The sequence below is a fragment of the Pseudomonas sp. MAFF 730105 genome, from assembly GCF_055380705.1.
Genome location: NZ_AP018438.1, coordinates 240,163 through 260,438, shown reverse-complemented (window position 1 = coordinate 260,438; position 20,276 = coordinate 240,163). Strand labels below are relative to the sequence as shown.

Here is a 20,276-nt window from a genome sequence, read left to right as displayed (position 1 = left end):
AGGGTTTGTGTCGGATCAACTTCCACTCTAACCGACACATCGCCCGCGCATCCATCGCCTTCAGTAGAGCCCAAGGGCATGGATCCGTTACCATGCCGCTCTTGTTTCGGGGATGGGTGGGGGACGCTGGTGGAATTCGTGATCTATCTGCTGCTCGGTGCCTGCGCCGGGGTGCTGGCCGGGTTGTTCGGCGTGGGTGGCGGGATGATCATCGTCCCGGTGCTGGTGTTCAGCTTCACCTTGCAGGGTTTCGACCCGCAGGTATTGACCCACCTGGCCGTCGGTACGTCCCTGGCCTCGATCATCTTCACCTCGGTCAATGCCGTGCGCGAACACCAGCGCAAAGGCGCGGTACGCTGGCCGATCTTCGCCTGGATGACCGTCGGGATCCTGATCGGGGCCGGTTTCGGTGCTGTCACCGCCGAAGCGATTTCCGGCCCGCACCTGCAAAAGATCATCGGCGTGTTCGCCATGATCGTCGCCGCGCAACTGGCCCTGGATTTCAAACCCAAGGCCAGCCGCACGGTACCTGGCAAGGCCGGATTGACCCTGGCCGGCACGGTCGTCGGCTGGGCCTCGGCGATTTTCGGCATTGGTGGCGGCTCGCTGACCGTGCCGTTCCTGACCTGGCGCAGCGTGCCCATGCAGCAGGCGGTGGCCACCTCCTCGGCCTGCGGCTTGCCGATCGCCCTGGTCAGTGCGTTAAGTTTCATGATTCTGGGCTGGCACGATCCACTGTTGCCGGCCCATAGTCTCGGTTTTGTGTATTTGCCGGCGCTGCTGGGCATTGCCCTGACGAGCATGGTCTTCGCCCGCTTCGGCGCGCGACTGGCCCATCGCCTGTCACCGCGCTTGCTCAAGCGGCTGTTCGCGGCTTTGCTGTTCTGCGTGGGCCTGAGTTTCCTGCTCTGACGCAATCCTGGCTTAATCCCGGGGTGACAGGGTCACCCCAGTATTTTTGACGTTTACGAGGAATATCAATGCTGCCTTACCCGCAGATCGATCCGGTGGCCCTGGCCATCGGCCCGCTGAAAATCCACTGGTACGGCCTGATGTACCTGGTCGGCATCGGCGGTGCCTGGCTGCTGGCGTCGCGACGGCTCAACCGTTTCGACCCGACCTGGAACAAGGAAAAGCTCTCCGACCTCGTGTTCTGGCTCTCCATGGGAGTGATCGTCGGCGGACGCCTGGGCTATGTGCTGTTCTATGATCTGAGCGCCTACCTGGCGAACCCGACGCTGATCTTCGAGGTCTGGAAGGGCGGCATGTCGTTCCACGGTGGCTTCATCGGTGTGATGCTGGCGGCGGTGTGGTTCGGCAAGCGCAACAACAAGTCGTTCTTCGAACTGATGGACTTCGTCGCGCCAATGGTGCCGATCGGCCTGGGCGCCGGACGCATCGGCAACTTCATCAACGCCGAATTGTGGGGCAAGCCGACCGACGTGCCGTGGGCAATGATCTTCCCGCCGTTCAGCGACCCCGCGCAGTTGCCGCGCCATCCGTCGCAGCTGTACCAGTTCGCCCTTGAAGGCGTAGCCCTGCTCCTGATTCTCTGGCTGTTCTCGCGCAAGCCACGGCCGACCATGGCGGTGTCAGGCATGTTCGCGCTGTTCTACGGGATCTTCCGCTTCATCGTCGAGTTCGTCCGCGTACCGGACGCCCAGCTTGGCTATCTGGCGTGGAACTGGCTGACCATGGGCCAGATACTGTGCCTGCCGATGATCGTCGGTGGCCTGGTACTGATCTGGCTGGCTTATCATCGTGCGCCGGCTGCGGCGGCCAAGGCTTAAAAAATTCGGACCCCGAGGCGCTGGCCTCGGGTTCAAGGACACAGGTAATCCATGAAGCAATATCTCGATCTGGTGGCCCATGTCATCAAGAACGGCACCAAGCAGGCCAACCGCACGGGCGTGAACACCATCAGCTTTCCTGGTGCGATGCTGCGCTATGACTTGAAGGACGGTTTCCCCGCCATCACCACCCGAAAGATGGCATTCAAATCGGCTATCGGCGAGATGTGCGGTTTTCTCCGTGGAGTCAACAACGCTGCCGAATTCCGTGCCCTGGGCTGCAAGGTCTGGGACCAGAACGCCAACGAGAACGCCCAGTGGCTGGCCAACCCGTTCCGCCAGGGCGAAGACGACCTGGGCGAGATCTACGGCGTGCAGTGGCGCAAATGGCCGGCCTACAAGCAGATCCCCGTGAGCAATCCGGCGGCCATCGAGCAGACCCTGGCCCAGGGTTACCGGCAGATTGCCGAAGGCGAGGAAAACGGCCAGGCCTACGTGGTGCTGTACAAGGCTATCGACCAGGTTCGCCAGTGTGTCGACACCATCATCAAGGACCCGGGCAGCCGCCGCATCCTGTTCCACGGCTGGAACTGCGCCCAGCTCGATGAAATGGCCCTGCCGCCGTGCCATCTGCTGTATCAGTTCCACCCGAATGTCGAGACGAAGGAAATTTCCCTGACCCTCTACATCCGCTCCAACGACCTGGGGCTGGGCACGCCGTTCAACCTCACAGAAGGCGCCGCCCTGCTGAGCCTGATCGGCCGCCTGACCGGCTACACGCCGCGCTGGTTCACCTATTTCATCGGTGACGCCCACGTCTACGAAAACCACTTGGACATGCTCAAGGAACAACTCACCCGCGAGCCGTTCCCGATGCCAAGGCTGGTGATTTCCGAGCGGGTACCGGAGTTCGCCAAGACGGGCGTGTACCAGCCCGAGTGGCTGGAACAGGTGGAGCCGAGCGACTTCTCCCTTGAAGGCTACCAGCACCATGCGCCGATGACCGCGCCGATGGCGGTCTAAAGCACACCACTATCCCTGTGGGAGCGAGCCTGCTCGCGATTGCGGTATATCAGACACAGAAGTGTTGGCTGACCCACCGCAATCGCGAGCAGGCTCGCTCCCACAGGGTTCGCCATGGATTTCGGGGCTAGGCACTCAATGCCCGTGACTGCGCCCCACATGTGAATGTTCCACCTCCGGCGCCACCGCTCCGCTCACTTCCAGGCGCTGCAAGATCCCGCATTGGTCCGGATCCGGCCCTTCGCCGCAACGACGGCGCAGGTCGATCAGTTGTGCCTGCAAGGCCAGCAGGCCATCGATGCGAGCCTTGACGTGAAGAATATGTTCGTCGACCAGCGCGTTGACGCTCTCGCACTGGTCCTGGGGACTGTCGCGCAGGGCCAGCAAGCTGCGGATTTCTTCCAGGGTCATGTCCAGGGTGCGGCAGTTGCGGATAAACGTCAGCCGCTCGGCGTGGGCCTGGGTGTAGACGCGGTAATTGCCGTCGCTGCGGGCCGGCTCCGGCAGCAGACCTTCGCGCTCGTAATAACGGATGGTTTCGACTTGGCAGTCAGTGATTTTCGCCAGCTCGCCGATTTTCATGGCATTGCCTCCTGAACAGGTGCTTGACCCTATAGTGGCTACAGGGTCTTTACTGTGCAACAAGCACTTTTCATGGACGTCACCCAATGAGCGATTCCCTTCACATCCACAAGCCCGTCCACGGCCATGACCACGGGCATTCCTGCTGCGCTTTGAAAGCAGCGCCGTCCGTGGTCAACCTCGGTAAAGCGCCGACGGACGGTGCCCGGCTGAGCAGTTTTCGCATTGAAGCGATGGACTGCCCCACCGAACAGACACTGATCCAGAACAAGCTCGGCAAACTCGAAGGCGTGCAGCAGCTGGAATTCAACCTGATCAATCGCGTATTGGGTGTGACACATGACCTGCCCGACGATGGGCCGATCATCAGTGCAATCCAGTCCCTCGGCATGCAGGCCGAACCGCTGAAGCCGGGCCAGGAGCAACAGACCAGCAATTTGCCGGCCCCGACCAAACCCTGGTGGCCACTGGCGCTGTCCGGCGTCACGGCCCTGAGTGCCGAACTGATCCACTTCACCAATGCCGCGCCAGGTTGGGTGGTCGCCGTGGTAGCACTGGTGTCGATCCTCAGCGGCGGCCTGGGCACCTACAAGAAAGGCTGGATCGCCCTGAAGAACCTCAACCTGAACATCAATGCATTGATGAGCATCGCCGTGACCGGCGCAGTGCTGATCGGCCAATGGCCGGAAGCGGCGATGGTGATGTTCCTGTTCACCGTGGCGGAGCTGATCGAAGCCAAGTCCCTCGACCGGGCGCGCAATGCCATCAGCGGCTTGATGCAGATGGCCCCGGAACAGGCCACGGTGCAACAGGCTGATGGCACGTGGCAGGTGCAAGAGGTCAAGGCCATCGTCCTCGGCGCCCGGGTACGGATTCGCCCCGGCGAGCGCGTCGGGCTGGACGGTGAAGTGGTGGCCGGTCGTTCGACCATCGACCAGGCGCCGATCACCGGTGAAAGCCTGCCGGTGGAAAAAACCGTGGGCGATAAAGTGTTCGCCGGCACCATCAACCAGGCCGGCGAGCTGGAATACCGCGTGACCGCGGCGGCCGACCACTCCACCCTGGCACGGATCATCCACGCCGTGGAGCAGGCCCAGGGCTCCCGCGCGCCGACCCAACGCTTCGTCGATCGATTCTCGAAAATCTATACCCCGGCGGTGTTTGCCCTGGCGCTGGCGGTAACCGTCATCCCGCCACTGTTGATGGGTGCGGCGTGGTTCGACTGGATCTATCGGGCCCTGGTGCTGTTGGTGGTGGCCTGCCCCTGTGCGCTGGTGATCTCCACCCCGGTGACCATCGTCAGCGGTCTTGCCGCGGCCGCGCGCAAAGGCATCCTGGTCAAGGGCGGCGTGTACCTGGAGGGCGGCTACAAGCTCGACTACCTGGCCCTGGACAAGACCGGCACGATCACCCACGGCAAACCGATACAGACCGACTACATGGCGCTGGACCCGACCGTGGAAACCACCGCCCCGGCCCTGGCCGCCAGCCTCGCCGCCCGTTCCGACCACCCGGTGTCCCGAGCCATCGCCGCTGTGGATAAGCAATCGACGCCGCAGCCTGTGGATAACTTCGAAGCCCTCCCGGGTCGTGGGGTTCGCGGCGACATCAATGGCCAGACCTACCACTTGGGTAATCATCGCCTGGTGGAAGACCTGGGTCTGTGCTCCCCGGAACTGGAGGAGAAACTCTTCGCCCTGGAAAAACAAGGCAAGTCCGTGGTGCTGCTGCTCGACGGCTCGGGCCCCCTGGCGCTGTTCGCCGTGGCCGACACCGTGAAGGACTCCAGCCGTGAAGCCATCCGGCAGTTGCATGAACTGGGCATCAAGACCCTGATGCTCACCGGCGACAACGCCCACACCGCCGAAGCGATTGCCGGCCAGGTCGGCATGGATCAGGCGCGAGGCGACCTGCTGCCGGGGGACAAGCTGCAGGCCATCGAAAACCTGTACGACCAGGGTCACCGGGTCGGCATGGTGGGCGACGGCATCAACGACGCCCCCGCCCTGGCCCGAGCGGAAATCGGCTTCGCCATGGCGGCGGCCGGCACCGATACGGCTATCGAGACCGCCGATGTCGCCTTGATGGACGATGACCTGCGCAAGATCCCGGCCTTCATCCGCCTGTCGCGGCAAACCTCAAGCATCCTGAAACAGAACATCGCCCTGGCGCTGGTGATCAAGGCGATCTTCCTCGGCGTCACCTTTGCCGGGTTCGCCACCATGTGGATGGCGGTGTTTGCCGACATGGGGGTGAGTTTGCTGGTGGTGTTCAATGGGTTGCGGTTGTTGCGCAAATGAAGAATTCCGGGTGATCGGACAGGCCCCATCGCGAGCAGGCTCGCTCCCACAGTGGATCACAAGTCACTGTGGGAGCGAGCCTGCTCGCGATGGGCTGCACAGCAGCCCTATGACTTGCGCGGCTCGCGAATCTTGTACCAGGCCACATACAACGCCGGCAGGAACAGCAAAGTCAGCAGCGTGGCGATGATGATCCCGCCGATCATCGCGTAGGCCATCGGCCCCCAGAACACTTCCCGAGCAATCGGGATCATCCCCAGGCTCGCCGCAGCCGCGGTGAGCAGGATCGGTCGCCGCCGGTGTTGGGTGGCTTCCACCACCGCATCCCAGGGCTCATATCCGTCACGCTCGTACTCATCAATCTGGGTGACCAGAATCACCGAGTTGCGGATGATGATGCCAATCAGCGCAAGGATTCCCAGGATCGCCACAAAGCCCATGGGCGTGCCTGTGGGAACCAACGCCAGCACTACGCCGATCAACCCGAGGGGCGCGACGCTGGCCACCAGGAACAGTTTCTGCACGCTGTGCAGCTGGATCATCAGGAACGTCGCCATCAGGAACAGCATCAGCGGCACGACACTGGCAATCGGCCCCTGGGCCTTGCCGCTCTCCTCCACCGTCCCCCCGGTGGCGACCTTGTAGCCCACGGGCAAGCCGGCGGCGAACTTGTCGATGTCCGGCTGCAACTGTTTCACCAGGTCGGTGGGCTGGATTGCATCGCGCACCGCAGCCTTGATGGTGATCGTGGGCTTGCGGTCGCGACGCCACACCAGTGGCTGCTCCAGTTCATAGCGCACCGTGGCGAACGCCAGCAACGGAATCGACGTGCCGCCCGGCGTGACGATCTGCAGGTTCTGCAAGGTTTCCGGCGAACCCCGTTCACTGTCTACGGCACGCCCGACCACGTTGATCAGGTAGATGTCATCGTCGACCTGGGTGACCGGCGATCCGCTGACGATGCTGTTCATCAGTCGTGCTATATCGTCCGAAGACAAGCCCAGTTGCCGCGCCTTGTCCTGGGCGATGTCGATGCGCAGGACCTTGCCCGGCTCGTTCCAGTCGTAAATGATTTCGCCAATGTGCTCGTTCTTGTCCAGCTCGGTGGCCAGTTCGATGGCATGCTTGCGCACCTGGTCGATGTCCTTGCCGCTGACCCGGTACTGGATCGGTCGTCCTACCGGCGGCCCCATTTCCAGGGCCTGCACGTAGCTACCAATGCCGACGAAGTCCTCGCGCAGGCGTTTTTGCAGGCGCTCGGTGAGAGCCGTGCGCGACTCCAGTCCCTTGCTGACGATCACCAGTTGCGCGTAGTAGGGGTTCTGCAGTTGCTGGTCCAGCGGCAGGTAGAAACGAATCGCACCTTCGCCGATGTAGGTGCTCCAACGCTCGATGTCCGGATCGCCCTTGAGGGTCGCCTCCAGACGGTCGACGGCCTTGCGCGTCTCGTCCATCGAAGCGTTCTGTGGCAGGTTGAGGTCCACCAGGATCTCCGGCCGGTCCGAAGACGGGAAAAACTGGTTCTGCACGAAGCGCATGCAGAACACCGCCAGCACGAACAGCAGCACGGTGATGCCGATGGCCCACCAGCGATTGCGCATCGCCCACAGCAGGCCGCCATTGAACGCCCGGCCGATGCGCCCCGGCTCGGCATCGTGGGGTTTCACGTTGGTGCTGAGGATGTGCACGCCGATCACCGGGGCGAACAGCACCGCGACGATCCAGGACACCAGCATCGCCACGGCGATCACCGCGAACAGGGTAAAGGTGTACTCGCCGGCGGAACTGGCGTTCAGGCCGATAGGCACGAAACCGGCAACGGTGACGAGGGTGCCGGTGAGCATCGGGAACGCGGTCGAGGTGTAGGCGAAGGTCGCGGCCTGCTCCTTGGTTTCACCTTTTTCCAGGCGCGTAACCATCATTTCCACGGTGATCATCGCGTCATCCACCAGCAGGCCGAGGGCGATGATCAAGGCGCCGAGGGAGATCCGCTGCATGGTGATGCCGCTGTATTCCATGAACACAAAAACCATCGCCAGCACCAGGGGAATCGAGCAGGCCACCACCAGCCCGGCGCGTATGCCCAGACTGATGAAGCTGACCACCAGCACGATCACCACCGCCTCGAACAAGGCGCTGGTAAAGCCGCCGACCGCCTCCTGCACCACTTCGGCCTGGTCCGACACCGTATGCACGCCGATGCCCACCGGCAGGTCGGCGGTCAGTTCGGTCATGCGGGCATGCAGCGCCTTGCCGAATTCCTGGATGTTGCCGCCCTTTTTCATGGCGATGGCCAGGCCGATGGCCGGCGTACCGTTGAAACGGAACAGCGGCGTAGCCGGATCGACGTAGCCACGGCTGATCTCGGCAATGTCGGCCAGTCGATAGAACCGGTCATTGAGTCGCAGGTTGACGTTGGCCAGATCCTTCTCCGACTGGAACTGCCCGGATGTGCGCACGGAAATCCGCTCCGGGCCGGCATCGATCACCCCGGCAGGCGTCACCGCGTTCTGGGATTGCAGACTCTGCACCACCTGGCGCTGGTCGATGCCCAATGCAGCGAGTTTGCGCGTGGAGAAATTCAGGTACAGCACTTCATTCTGCTCGCCGAGCATTTCCACCTTGCCCAGGCCGGGCACGTCGCGGATCTCGGCCCGTACCTGTTCCACGTAGTCACGCAACTGGCGCATCGACAGGCCGTCGCCGGTAAAGGCATACACCGAACCGTACACGTCGCCGAACTCGTCGTTGAAACCCGGCCCCTGCAAGCCCTCGGGGAAGTCGCCACGAATATCGTTGATCTTCTTGCGCACCTGGTACCAGATCTCGGGGATGTCCTTGGCGCTGGTGGTGTCGCGCAGATACACGAATACCGTCGACTCGCCCGGCCGGGTGTAGCTTTTGACGTAGTCGAGGGAGTCGAGCTCTTCGAGTTTTTTCTCGATACGGTCGGTGACCTGCTTGAGGGTCTCCTCCTGGGTCGCGCCCGGCCACCGGGTCTGGATGATCATGGTCTTGATGGTGAACGACGGGTCTTCTTCGCGACCCAGGTTCACGTAGGAAAATACCCCCATCAGCAACGCAACGAACATCAGGTACCAGACAAACGACTGATGCCGCAGAGCCCATTCGGACAGGTTGAAAGGCCCTTTCATCGCGCGTCCTCGTCGAGTTTCACTTTCTGCCCTGGCTGGAGGCTGTTGACGCCGGCGCTGACCACGCGATCGCCGGACTTGATACCGTTGGCCACCAGCACCGAGTCGGCCGAACGTTCGAGTATTTTCACTTCACGAGGGGAGACGGTCTGGGTCTGCGGGTCGACGAGCCAGATCCGCGCCTTGCCATCGACCTCCTGCAACGCACTGAGCGGCAACTCGATGCGAGGATCGATGGCCGAGCTCAGCGTCACGCTGATGGCCGTGCCCAGGCGCAGGCCGGACGGGGTGTCGGTCAAGGTCAGGCGCGCGCGGCGGGTGCGCGTGGCACTCTGGGCCTGGGGCTCGATCTCGCGCACGGTGGCGGTGGTGCGGATGCTCGGGTCCAGTTGCGCTGCGACTTCGAACACCACGCCCTCGGGCAGACGTTCGACCAGCCCGGCCGGCAGGTCGATCACCGCCTCCTTGATGTCCGGGCGGGCCAGGGTCACCACTTGTTGGCCGGCGGTAACCACCTGCCCGGCCTCTGCTGTCCAAGCCGTGACAACGGCGTCATGGTCGGTGCGCAGCTCGCTGTAGTTGAGCTGGTCACGGGCCTGCTCCACCGCCGCCCGGGCCTGTTCGAGGGAAGCGCCGGTGGTTTTCAGGTCGGTCTGGGCGACGTCCAGTTGCGCCTGGGCACCGACACCCCGATCGAATAACTGTTGCTGGCGACGGGCATTGGCCTGGGCATTGATGTACTGCGCCTCGATCCGCGCAAGGTCGCCCTCGGCGGCACGCAACCGGTTCTGTTGATCGGTGGGATCAAGGGTCGCCAGCAGGTCGCCTTTTTTCACTTCGGCGCCGACATCGACATTACGGCGGGCAATTCGCCCCGGTACCCGGAAACCCACATTGCTCTCGTAACGCGCCTGGATATTCCCGGCGAAGCGTCCGAGGGCCTGCTGGTCAAGCGCGCGGACCTCAATGGACAACACCGGACGTACCGGCTCGGGCGGCGCGTCTTCCTTCGAGCAGGCAGCCAGGACCAGGCTCGCCAGGACCATCCACAAGCGCTTCATGGCTGAGCTCCTGCCGGCGGTTTGTCACGGGTGTTTTCAGCGATCTCGACGCGCACGCCAGGATGCAGCAATTGCCCACCGGCCGTAACGACAGTCTCGCCGCCCTTGAGCCCGTCGCTGATGATGACTTTCCCAGTCAGGTACCGGCCTACGGTGACGGTACGCAATTGCGCGCGGCCTTCGCCATCTACCAGCCACACGGCGGGCTCGCTGAGGTCCTTGGTCAGTGCCGACCAGGGCAACTCCACAGCGGTCTTGCCTGCGGACTTGGCGGTGGCGCTGACCACCGAACCCAGGCGCATGCCTTCGGGCAAATCGTCGAGGGTCACCTTGACCTGTACGGTGCCGGTCTCGGCGGACACCGCCGGAGTGATCTCACGCACCTTGCCGGTGGTCTGGATGGTCGGGTTATCCAGCAGGCTGATGACAATGGCCGGATCCGAGGGTGGTTCGCTCAGCAGCGATTCGTAGATATTGAACACCGCGTCGCGCTCGCCGTCCCGGGCCAGGCTGAAGATCGGCTCCGTGGCCTGCACCACTTGGCCGACCTCGGCCTGGCGCGCCGTGATGATGCCTGGCGCCTCGGCGATCAGCGCGGTGTAGCTCAGTTGTTCCCGCGCGTTGGCCAACTGGGCCTGGGCGGCCGTCAGTGCGCTCTGGCTGCTGCGCAATTGCGCCTGGGCCGCGTCGTATTCGCTCTGGCTGGTGTAGCCCTTGGGCAAGAGTTTCTGCTGACGCAGGAAGGCTGCCGCGCTTTGCTTGACCCGCGCCTGTTCGGCGGCCACCTGGGCCTCGGCGGAATCAGCGTTGGTCTGCAAGTCCCGAGGGTCGAGCCGGGCCAGCACTTGCCGGGCCGAGACACGGTCACCGACATCGACCTTGCGCTCGATGATCTTGCCACCCACACGAAACGACAGATCGGTCTGCACCCGAGCCTGGACATCCCCGGTCAAGGTCACCGAGGCTGCGTACTCGGTAGGCACGGCTTGCTGTACGAAAACCCGCGGCAGGGCTTTTTCACCGACTTTTTCGTCACCGCATCCCGCCAACAACGCACACAAACCCAAGCAAACAACCAGTTTGTTTCGGGGACCAGCCATGCAGACTCCTTGCATTGCACGAATGTGCCAGTGACGATACGACTGTGAGCTTAGAACAGGGTTCCACGGATGCACAGACGCTAACCAGGCAGCAGGAAATCGCTCATGCTCAAAACCCTTGCGGTGGCCAACTACCGATCCATCAACACATTGGTGGTCCCCCTGGGGCGGCTGAACCTGATCACCGGCCCCAATGGCAGTGGCAAATCCAACCTGTACCGCGCCCTGCGCCTGTTGGCGGAGACGGCACAGGGTGGAGTGGTCAACGCCCTGGCCCGTGAAGGTGGATTGGACTCGACGTTCTGGGCCGGACCGGAAGTGATCAGCCGGCGCATGCGCAGCGGCGAGGTGCCCATCGGCGCTACGGTCCGGATAAATACCAAACGCCTGCGCCTGGGATTCACCGCGGAAGACTTCAGCTATTCGATTTCCCTCGGCCTGCCGGAACCGAGTTCGTCCGCGTTTTCCCTGGACCCTCAAATCAAGCGCGAATGCATCTGGGCCGGTCCCACATTCCGTCCGGCCAGCCTATTGGTGGATCGCAACGGCCCCATGATCCGTGCCCGTGATGGCCGCGCGTGGGACGTCCTGGCCCAGCACACGCCCACCTTCGACAGCCTGTTCGACCAGGTCGGCAGCCTGCGCACCTCGCCGGAGGTGTTGCAGATGCGCGAGTTCATTCGGCGCTGGCGCTTCTACGACCATTTTCGCAGCGACGCCGATGCCCCGGCGCGCCAACCGCAATTGGGTACCCGCACACCAGTGCTGCACCACGACGGACGTGACCTGGCGGCCGCCCTGCAAACCATTCTTGAAATCGGAGACGATCAAGCCCTGCACGCATCCATCAGCGATGCGTTCCCCGGCGCCCGGCTGCACATCGATAAACTGCCAGGCGGGCGTTTCGGCATCGAGCTTCACCAGCATGGCTTGCTGCGCCCGTTGTCCGCCGCCGAATTGTCAGACGGAACTCTGCGCTACCTGCTGCTGATCGCCGCACTGCTCACCCCGCGACCTCCTTCGTTGATGGTGCTCAACGAACCGGAGACCAGCCTGCATCCGGACTTGTTGCCGGCCCTGGCACGCTTGATCATCCGGGCTTCGGAGCATTGTCAGGTCTGGGTGGTTTCCCACGCCCGACGCTTGATCACGGCCTTGCAAAAGGATGGCGACTGCAATTGCATCGTGCTGGAAAAGGACCTGGGCCAGACAGGGATTGTCGGCCAGAGAATGCTGGATGCGCCGGCGTGGAACTGGCCGGATTGATCCGTGGTATTTGCAGAAGCCTTGCAGGCGGTCTATTTTCCTAGCGCTGCAGGACGGGTCTGATGACAGCCGCCAAGGAACCGCAGCTCAAGGCCAGGCTTGCTGGCGATACGCACAAGGAGGATTGACATGGCCGACGTGAAAGCCCCGCAACAACTCGACCCGCAAGACATGGTCAAACTGCTCGTGGCCCTGCGCCGGGCACTGAAGAACAGGGCGGCATAGATCCGCAATCCATTTGTGGCGAGGGAGCTTGCTCCCTCGCCACATCAGTTTTTTATAGGGCGGGGTCGATCAGAACGCCGGCAATACCGCGCCGCTGTATTTCTTCTCGATGAATGCCTTCACTTCAGGACTGGTCAGGGCCTTGGCCAGTTTCTGGATGGCCGGGCTGTCCTTGTTGTCCGGACGGGCCACCAGGAAGTTGACGTAAGGCGAATCCGAACCCTCGATCACCAGCGCATCCTTGGCCGGGTTGAGACCCGCTTCCAAAGCGTAGTTGGTATTGATCATGTCCAGGTCGACCTGATCCAGCACCCGCGGCAGCATGGCCGATTCCAGTTCCTTGAACTTGAAGTTATGCGGGTTCTTGGCGATGTCTTTCGGCGTCGCCACGGCGTTTTTCGGATCCTTGAGTTCGATCAGGCCAGCCTTCTGCAACAGGATCAGGGCGCGACCGCTGTTGCTGCCTTCGTTGGGGATGGCGATGGTCGCGCCATCTTTCAGCTCGGCCAGGCTTTTGACTTTCTTCGAGTAGCCACCAAACGGCTCGACGTGCACACCGATCACAGTGACCAGATTCGTGCCTTTGCCCTCGTTGAAGTTCTTGAGGTACGGCAGGGTCTGGAAGTAGTTGGCGTCCAGACGCTTCTGATCCACCTGTACGTTGGGCTGCACGTAATCGGTGAAGACCTTGATCTGCAGGTCCACACCTTCTTTTGCCAGGGCCGGCTTGATCAGCTCGAGGATTTCAGCGTGGGGAACCGGAGTCGCCGCTACCACCAGTTTCTCCGCGGCCTGGGCCAGACCCGAAGCCAACGCTGCCGCCAATGCGGTGAACAACAGAACCTTTTTCATGCAGTGTCCTTATCGAAAAATCACGGTCGTCATGGACGACGGCCAAAGGGTGAGGTGCAAGCGAAGTGCTATCGCTCGCGTGAAGCGGACGATACCGATATTTTTTATTCCTTAACAATATCTTTTATTCAAGTTCATATTCATTTTACTCATATATAAAACATGCTCTCGGCAAGGCTTTAGAAGAGCGGCTCCAGACGGGTAAGCAGCGCCTTGAATGCCACACGCTCGGCAGCCGTTGCGCTTGCGAGGGTCTTTGCTGCCTGCTCGATGGCGTCGAGTACCGAGGGCAGGGATGGCAGGTTCAAATGCTCCGGCAAGATTTCCTCTTCCGTGCTCACCAGCAACGCGAAATGAATGACGTTCTCCAGTTCGCGGGTATTGCCCGGCCAACTATGCCGCTCAAGCGCCTGCTGGGCCGCCTCGCTGATCAGCGGCATGGTCAGGCCGAGGCGCTGGGTGTAGATGCCCAGGAAGTATTCGGCCAGGGGCAGGATATCGCCCACCCGCTCGCGCAGGGCCGGTAGTTCGAGACGGCCTTCGCTGAGGTAGTGGTAAAGCCGTTGGTGAAATTTGCCGGCGGCTACCGCTTGCGCCAGGTCGATGCTGGTGGCCGCCACCAGCCGCACGTCCACGGGGCTGGGCTGATGAGCGCCAACGCGGGTGACCTCGTGGTTTTCCAGGGCCGCCAGCAGTTTGACCTGGATCGGCAGCGGCAGATCACCGATTTCATCCAGGTACAGCGTGCCGCCGTTGGCCGAACCGAACCAGCCGGCGCGACTGCTGGCCGAACCGCTGTAGCTGCCGGCCGCATAGCCGAACAATTCGGCGTCGGCGTAAGTCGGACTGATGGCGCCGCAATTGACCGAGACGAACAACCCGCCACGATCGCTTTCACGGTGGATGTGCCGGGCGAGCAATTCCTTGCCCGTGCCGGTTTCGCCGCGAATCAACACCGGGATTGCGCGTGGCGCCAGTTGCTCCAGAGCCTGGCGCAACTGGCGCGAACGTGGATCAACGAACACCAGTGCCTTGGCGCGGATGCTCAGGGGGCTTTTTTCCGCATCGGGAAAGGTCAGCAACGGCTGACCGAAGGTTTCATGCAAACTCATGGCAGACTCCCGCCCCACACCGCCGGGTAACGGAAGGGCGTCAAAAAATTCAGGCGCGACGCAGGGCGTGATGCTCCATGCGGTTTTGCAGACGATAGAGATAGGCGAAACCCTGCTCCCAGCGCTGATGGCCGGACTGCACGTTAATGTGTCCTGCCCCGGCCAGAATCCCGGCTTCGGCCCCCCAGCTACGCGCCAACTCCAGCGCACGCGGCGCACTCACTGCGGCGTCGTTGTCGGAACTGACCACGTGGCAGGGAAAGGGCAACGGATCGGTGGGAATCGGTGCGAAATTGCGCAGCGCAGGCACACAGGCCGGCCGCTCGACATCCGCCGGCGCGACCAGCAACGCCCCGCGAACCTGCCGCAACAGTTGCAGCGGCGCGGTGGCGGCCCAATGGGCAACCGTGATGCAGCCCAGGCTGTGGGCAATGAGAATCACCGGGGTGTTGTCGGCGGCAATGGCTTCGGCCAGCGCAGCCACCCAGTCTTCACGCCGGGGCGTCAGCCAGTCGTCCTGCTCGACCCGGGCGCTGTTGGGCAGACTGTTCTGCCAATAGGTCTGCCAATGATTTTCCGGCGATCCTTGCCAGCCCGGCACAATCAGGTAGCGAGTCGATTCGTTGCGCATGGGTGCTCTCCTGCGTGTCTGTTCAGGGACGAGTATAGGGAGGAGAGATATATTGTTTAAGGAATAAGAAGCTATTTGTTAATAATAAAAATGAATATCAACTTTGTGGGAGCGAGCCTGCTCGCGATAGTGATATATCCGTCAGCTCTGCGTTGAATGTGAGACCGCTATCGCGAGCAGGCTTGCTCCCACAGGTTCTGCATTTGCATCAGTCACTGCGCCCTTTCCTCAACAACACGTCCAACTGATCCACCACCACCGCCCAATCGGCATCCTCGAGGATTTCGTCGCGTAACAATTGCTGCTGACTCTTGCTCCAGAAGAACGCGTCAGCCAGGTGCAGTTCGGGCTTGAGGGGTGAATGGCTGGCAATGAACTGATCGATGCTGATGGCGTCGTCGGGCAGCCCCAGTTGCTTGAACAGGGCGGGGAGGCTGTGGATTGGGGTTTCCATGGGAACTCCTGACATGGCTGGATGCGGCTTCTCTCCCAGCAGTCTAGCCTCTGGAGCATCGCCAGACTGCTCAAAATTCGATCAACCCACGGTTCGACTAGACTGTAAGTAACGACTGTGGATAAACGTCACGCACGGGCGTTGCGGAGGATCCGGTGAATATTCGCTGCTTGATGCTTGCGCTGTTGGCCGTGAGCGGGCCGACGCTGGCAGCCGATGGCCCTGCGTTAATGGTCGCCAACTCCCTGGGTTTCTGGCTGATTGCCCTGGGGGTGGCATTACTGATCGCCGAGGTGGCCTTGCCCAACTATGGTGTGGCCGGGCTGGGCGGCATCACTTTGTGTGTCGTCGGCGCGATTATCCTGACCGATGCCGATGTGCCTGTTCCCTTGATGGTCGGGCTGGGCCTGGTCAGTGCCTTGCTGCTGATTTTTCTGTTGTTCCGCGCGTTGAAAACCCGGCCGCGTCATCCCGTCAGCGGCGATGCCGCGTTATTGGGAAGCGTCACCGTGATTACCACCCTGCAGGTCGGCAATCATCACCATGGCTGGGTGCAGTTGGAAGGCGAACGCTGGCAAGTGGCGTGCGCGACGTCGCTACGGGCTGGACAAGCGGTGCGCGTCGTCGCACGCAAGGGCCTGATGCTGGAAGTGGTCCCCGCTGACTCACAAGGAGCATGAGATGGGTATGCAAATCGGTTTTATGATGCTGCTGTTGCTGTTGATCGCACTGGCCGCTTCGACCTTCCGGATCCTGCGCGAGTACGAGCGTGCGGTGGTGTTCCAGCTCGGCCGGTTCTGGCAGGTCAAGGGACCCGGGCTGATCCTGCTGATTCCGGTGGTGCAGCAAATGATCCGCGTCGACCTGCGCACCATAGTGCTCGATGTACCGCCGCAGGACGTGATCACCCGCGACAACGTCTCGGTGAAGGTCAATGCGGTGCTGTATTTCCGCGTCCTCGACCCGCAGAAGGCAATCATCCAGGTCGAGAATTTCCTCATGGCGACCAGCCAACTGGCCCAGACCACCTTGCGCGCCGTGCTTGGTAAACATGACCTGGACCAACTGCTGGCCGAGCGCGAGCAATTGAATGGCGATATCCAGCAGGTACTGGACGCCCAGACCGACGTCTGGGGCATCAAAGTGGCGAACGTCGAGATCAAGCATGTGGACCTCAACGAATCGATGATTCGCGCCATCGCCCGGCAAGCCGAGGCCGAGCGGGAGCGGCGGGCCAAGGTGATCCACGCCGAAGGCGAGCTGCAGGCGTCGGAAAAACTCATGCAGGCCGCCGAGATGCTCGGGCGCCAGCCGGGCGCCATGCAACTGCGCTACATGCAGACGTTGGGGTCGATTGCCGGGGACAAGTCCTCCACCATTGTCTTTCCCCTGCCGATCGAGTTGCTCAAGGGGATGGCGGAGTTGTCGCCGAACAAGCCCTGATGGAGCGCCGCCGAGCCTAAACAGGCCATAGAACTGATTACCCTGGCAGGGACTTCAGGGCTTCATACGGCCCTTGCGCCCACGCCTGTACCCGCTCGCGCAACAAGGGCGATGCCTCCCGGCGCTTCTCCTCGCTGTCGCCGGTAAAACCCTGCGCCGGCTGCTTGGCGTGCCGCTTCACGCTGGCGAACGCCTGCCTGCGCTGCACCTCATCAAGCTGGAAAAAGACCGCCAGCCTGCCTGCCATGGCGTCGGGCAGCTCGCGATAGTCAACCGTCTGTGCAGCGGATGCCTGGCATTGCTCCAACCCGGCCTGCAGCAATCGCCCGACCCTACGCGCAATGAAGTCTTCCGGGCCGCCGAAAGGCAGCCCGTCGTCCAGGATGCTCGGACCAATCATCCCCGGCACCATGTGCATGCCGGGGCGGCGCAGATGAGACACGGCAATTTCCAGCGGGTCGCGGTACACGAACAGCCAAGGCGTATCGGGAAAACACTCACGCAGCCGTGACAGCTCACCGATGTTCCAGGCATCGAGCTTGATCACCAATCGCCGCTCCACGCCTCGACGAGGCTGCCCATAGGCCGACAGCAACCCTTTGAGCGCCGCACAGCGTTCGGCGGCGGGAAGATCACTGCGCAGTAGCCGATCCAGTGGCGGCGGTTCGGATACGACGATGTGGTCGTCCAGTTGCGCCAGCATCTGGCTGATCAGTGTCGAGCCACAGCGCGAGGCATGGAAGATGAATGCACTGGGCGCAAGGCCAGGGCTCTGGCACTGCCACTGGGCGAGCGCGTCCAAGGGAGTCTGGCGCCGGAACGCCTGATTGAAGGGCAGGCGCAAAGCGTCTTCCACGGCATCACCGAAGAAGGGTTGCGACAAGGGCTTCTCGCCGAACCAGCACCAATCGACCCGCCATTGCCCCGCCTCTTGCCACACGCGGATCGGCAGCCAGCCTTGCAGGTTCAGGCCTTCCATTGGTCGCTCCACTGCCGACGACCGTTGCGCATGGCCGCCCGCAATTCCTCCCGGCGCACCTGCAGCCCTTGCCGGGCAGCCAGCGTCAGGGCGCATTCGATGAAGGCGTCCGGGTCTGCCAGGCTCTGCAGGGTCCGGGCGAGTTGCGGATCGCTTGCCACCTGCTCTTGAAAGCGCAGGAAGTCGCCGAGTTCGTCGCGGACAGCTGGGGTGGTGGGCAGCCCATCGACAATCTGTTGCTCCAGCCAGGGGCCGGGGCGACAGTCGAGCACCAGATGAACCCGTGGCAACCGGTCCCGATTGTCGACACGATGGGGCCGTGACAAGTCGAGAAACCAGCACTCACCCGCCTTCATCGGGATGCGCTGCCCCTCCAGCCAGAAATCCACTTCGGGCGGGCTGAGCAGTGGCACGTGCAGGCGCAGGTCGGCGTCCGGTCCGCCCAGGTCATAGTCACGGTGTTCGTGGATCCGGCCGCCGGGGCCGAGCCGCAGCAGCCGGGCCGAAACGATCTCCACGGACCAGTCGCGCAACGCCTGGTGCCAGCGATCATCGTTTGACCAGGGCGGCCGGCGCAACGGCTGCCCTTGGCCGGGCGACAATTCGGTCAGCGCGTCGACCGCCGAAATCAGCGCCACGCCGCTCCAGTCGCCGTGGTAATAGGCGCTGTTGAAATGCCCCTGCCAGCGATCCTCCTCAATGGCTGCCAGTGCTTGCAACAGCAGGGGCAGATCCACCGTCACCGGTAGCCGGGAAAACGCCGGACGCGTCATGCCCACGCCCGGTTATGGCTTCACCGCCGCCTTCGGCACCGTGATGTCGCCCTGGGCCCAGGCCGCTTCGCGGCTGGCCAGTGCCGTGGCGATCGACTGCACCTGGGTCGATTGCACTTCATCGGGCATCGGGTCGAGACCGGCGCTGGCGAAGATCTGACCATAGGCATTGCGCAGGTCGGCATAGGACAGATCCCGTCGCAGGTCCGCCTGCAAGGTATTGAGCTCGCCCTGGATCAGGTCCAGCTCACCGATGCCGGCGGCCTGATGACGGCTGCGCAACTGGCCGACGATTTGCCCATCGATGTCCGACAGTTGCTGGTTGGTCTTGAACTGGCGCAGCGCATCGCGGTAGTTGGCGTTGGCGACGTACAACTGCGCCAGCACGGCAATCGACATTGCCTGACGCCGCGCCGCCGCCACTTCTTCACCGGCCTTGGCCACGTCGATGGCCGCCGGAGCGGAGATCACGTTGAACAGGTTCCAGGTGACTTTCACGCCATAGTCCGCCCAGCCCTGCTCCACCAGGAACGAGTTGCTGTCGTAGTGCCCGCCGGCGGAAAACTCCAGCCCTGGCAGCAGGCGCAGCATGGCCTTGCGGGTTTCGGCGGCCGTGATGCGTGTCTGGTAATCCTGCTCGCGCAGTTCCGGACGGCTGGCCAGGGCTTCGTGCTCGAGACGGGCCATGTCGACCTTGAGTTCCGGGATCTCGTACTCATCCGGGGTCGCAAGGGTCAACTCAGTGCCCAAGGGCAGGTTGATCAGGGTGGCCAGTTCGGTCTTGGCCAGGGACAACGCGCGCCGCTGCTCTTCGAGCTGGCGGGTGGCCTGGATCAACGAGCGCTGGTAACCCAGAGCCTGCACCGGGTCACCGATGCGTTGTTCGCTCATGCTCTGGCTGTTGTTGCGCGCCGCCTCGACCCGGGCCATCAGGCTGTCGATCTGCTTGAGCAGGCGTTCGGCAGCCATGGCTCGCCAGTAGGCCGAACGCACATCCTGGACGATGGTGTTGATCACCTTGCGCCGGCGTTCCTGGACGATCAACCGCTGGTCACCGGCCTGCTTGGCGCTGATGTAGCTCACGCCGAAATCGAGCACGTTCCAGACCATGGTGAGGTCGGCCACTTCACGATCACGGTCCTGGGACGTCGACGGTTCGAGGGACTGGGTGCCGGTCTCCACGCTCTGGCTGCTGGAGGCGTTGACGTTGTTGCGGCCCACGTAACCGGCATCCAACGCCATGCGTGGCAGCATGTCGAAACTGGCCAGGTCCAGCTGCCGCTTGGCCAGGGCCTCTTCCATGATTTTCAGGCGCCCTTCCAGGTTGTATTTCACTGCCCGGGCCATGGCCTGGTGCAGCGTCAACGGGCCGCTGAGGGGCTCCTGGCCCTTGTACATGTTCTGCAGATCGGTTTGGGCGCGCTGTTCGCTGACGCTGCGATCGATCGGCTCACTGGTGACTGCACACCCACTGACCATCACGGCCAGCAGACTCATACCGAATAACTTCTGACTTCTATTCATTCCCTG

The 20,276-nt window shown here is 62.6% G+C and carries 18 protein-coding genes; 7 read left to right on the top strand and 11 right to left on the bottom strand.

The features are described 5' to 3' along the window. Positions 1-129 precede the first annotated feature (129 nt). The 3 genes from PCOSP_RS01110 to PCOSP_RS01100 all read left to right on the top strand — a co-directional run bounded on the left by PCOSP_RS01110 (position 130) and on the right by PCOSP_RS01100 (position 2,813). Positions 130-912: a sulfite exporter TauE/SafE family protein gene (locus PCOSP_RS01110; protein WP_175384564.1), complete on the top strand. Its 783-nt coding sequence runs from the start codon at positions 130-132 to the stop codon at positions 910-912. A gap of 68 nt (positions 913-980) precedes the next feature. Beyond that, a complete protein-coding gene (gene lgt / locus PCOSP_RS01105; protein WP_464710118.1) occupies positions 981-1,790 on the top strand; it encodes a prolipoprotein diacylglyceryl transferase in 810 nt (269 codons plus the stop codon). Between the two features lie 51 nt (positions 1,791-1,841). Beyond that, positions 1,842-2,813, top strand: coding sequence for a thymidylate synthase (locus PCOSP_RS01100; protein ID WP_139646203.1), 972 nt, complete (start codon positions 1,842-1,844; stop codon positions 2,811-2,813). 135 nt (positions 2,814-2,948) lie between these two features. Here PCOSP_RS01100 and cadR read toward each other — a convergent pair whose 3' ends face one another. Further along, positions 2,949-3,395, bottom strand: a complete 447-nt coding sequence (cadR, locus tag PCOSP_RS01095; RefSeq protein ID WP_041021508.1) for a Cd(II)/Pb(II)-responsive transcriptional regulator — start codon at positions 3,393-3,395, stop codon at positions 2,949-2,951. A gap of 86 nt (positions 3,396-3,481) precedes the next feature. On the opposite strand from cadR, the gene PCOSP_RS01090 reads away from it, so the two are divergent. Then, positions 3,482-5,695, top strand: a complete 2,214-nt coding sequence (locus PCOSP_RS01090) for a heavy metal translocating P-type ATPase (RefSeq protein WP_464710116.1) — start codon at positions 3,482-3,484, stop codon at positions 5,693-5,695. A 107-nt stretch (positions 5,696-5,802) separates the two neighbouring features. On the opposite strand, the gene PCOSP_RS01085 is transcribed toward PCOSP_RS01090, so the two are convergent. Genes PCOSP_RS01085 through PCOSP_RS01075 form a run of 3 tightly spaced genes read right to left on the bottom strand, consistent with a single transcriptional unit; the run spans position 5,803 to position 11,011 of the window. Further along, a complete protein-coding gene (locus PCOSP_RS01085) occupies positions 5,803-8,850 on the bottom strand; it encodes an efflux RND transporter permease subunit (protein ID WP_139646199.1) in 3,048 nt (1,015 codons plus the stop codon). After that, positions 8,847-9,911 carry an efflux RND transporter periplasmic adaptor subunit gene (locus PCOSP_RS01080; protein WP_139646197.1) on the bottom strand — a complete coding sequence of 355 codons (1,065 nt, stop codon included), beginning with the start codon at positions 9,909-9,911 and terminating at the stop codon, positions 8,847-8,849. Before PCOSP_RS01080 ends, PCOSP_RS01085 begins: the two co-directional genes overlap by 4 nt. Next, on the bottom strand, positions 9,908-11,011 hold the full coding sequence (locus PCOSP_RS01075) for an efflux RND transporter periplasmic adaptor subunit (protein WP_175384561.1): 1,104 nt from the start codon (positions 11,009-11,011) through the stop codon (positions 9,908-9,910). Before PCOSP_RS01075 ends, PCOSP_RS01080 begins: the two co-directional genes overlap by 4 nt. A gap of 105 nt (positions 11,012-11,116) precedes the next feature. On the opposite strand from PCOSP_RS01075, the gene PCOSP_RS01070 reads away from it, so the two are divergent. Further along, positions 11,117-12,277 carry an AAA family ATPase gene (locus tag PCOSP_RS01070; RefSeq protein ID WP_464710115.1) on the top strand — a complete coding sequence of 387 codons (1,161 nt, stop codon included), beginning with the start codon at positions 11,117-11,119 and terminating at the stop codon, positions 12,275-12,277. A 294-nt stretch (positions 12,278-12,571) separates the two neighbouring features. Here PCOSP_RS01070 and PCOSP_RS01065 read toward each other — a convergent pair whose 3' ends face one another. The 4 genes from PCOSP_RS01065 to PCOSP_RS01050 form a co-directional block, all read right to left on the bottom strand. Further along, a complete protein-coding gene (locus tag PCOSP_RS01065) occupies positions 12,572-13,354 on the bottom strand; it encodes a MetQ/NlpA family ABC transporter substrate-binding protein (protein ID WP_055137035.1) in 783 nt (260 codons plus the stop codon). Between the two features lie 179 nt (positions 13,355-13,533). Continuing rightward, entirely contained in the window at positions 13,534-14,466 is a 933-nt protein-coding gene (locus tag PCOSP_RS01060) for a sigma 54-interacting transcriptional regulator (RefSeq protein ID WP_464710114.1), read from the bottom strand. A gap of 49 nt (positions 14,467-14,515) precedes the next feature. Next, entirely contained in the window at positions 14,516-15,097 is a 582-nt protein-coding gene (locus tag PCOSP_RS01055; protein WP_464710113.1) for an alpha/beta hydrolase, read from the bottom strand. A 208-nt stretch (positions 15,098-15,305) separates the two neighbouring features. Beyond that, the gene (locus PCOSP_RS01050; RefSeq protein WP_139646187.1) at positions 15,306-15,551 is read right to left on the bottom strand and encodes a DUF2789 domain-containing protein; all 246 of its coding nucleotides are present in this window, start codon (positions 15,549-15,551) and stop codon (positions 15,306-15,308) included. A 155-nt stretch (positions 15,552-15,706) separates the two neighbouring features. On the opposite strand from PCOSP_RS01050, the gene PCOSP_RS01045 reads away from it, so the two are divergent. After that, positions 15,707-16,231, top strand: a complete 525-nt coding sequence (locus PCOSP_RS01045) for an NfeD family protein (protein WP_175384559.1) — start codon at positions 15,707-15,709, stop codon at positions 16,229-16,231. 1 nt (position 16,232) lies between these two features. Next, entirely contained in the window at positions 16,233-16,994 is a 762-nt protein-coding gene (locus tag PCOSP_RS01040; protein ID WP_175361987.1) for a slipin family protein, read from the top strand. Positions 16,995-17,031: 37 nt separating this feature from the next. On the opposite strand, the gene PCOSP_RS01035 is transcribed toward PCOSP_RS01040, so the two are convergent. From PCOSP_RS01035 to PCOSP_RS01025, 3 genes are read right to left on the bottom strand one after another with little or no spacing between them, the layout of a single operon-like run. Beyond that, positions 17,032-17,973 carry a sulfotransferase family protein gene (locus tag PCOSP_RS01035; protein WP_464710112.1) on the bottom strand — a complete coding sequence of 314 codons (942 nt, stop codon included), beginning with the start codon at positions 17,971-17,973 and terminating at the stop codon, positions 17,032-17,034. Further along, a complete protein-coding gene (locus PCOSP_RS01030; protein WP_464710111.1) occupies positions 17,961-18,746 on the bottom strand; it encodes an aspartyl/asparaginyl beta-hydroxylase domain-containing protein in 786 nt (261 codons plus the stop codon). Before PCOSP_RS01030 ends, PCOSP_RS01035 begins: the two co-directional genes overlap by 13 nt. Before the next feature lie 12 nt (positions 18,747-18,758). Next, entirely contained in the window at positions 18,759-20,270 is a 1,512-nt protein-coding gene (locus tag PCOSP_RS01025) for a TolC family protein (protein WP_139646177.1), read from the bottom strand. Positions 20,271-20,276: the final 6 nt, after the last annotated feature.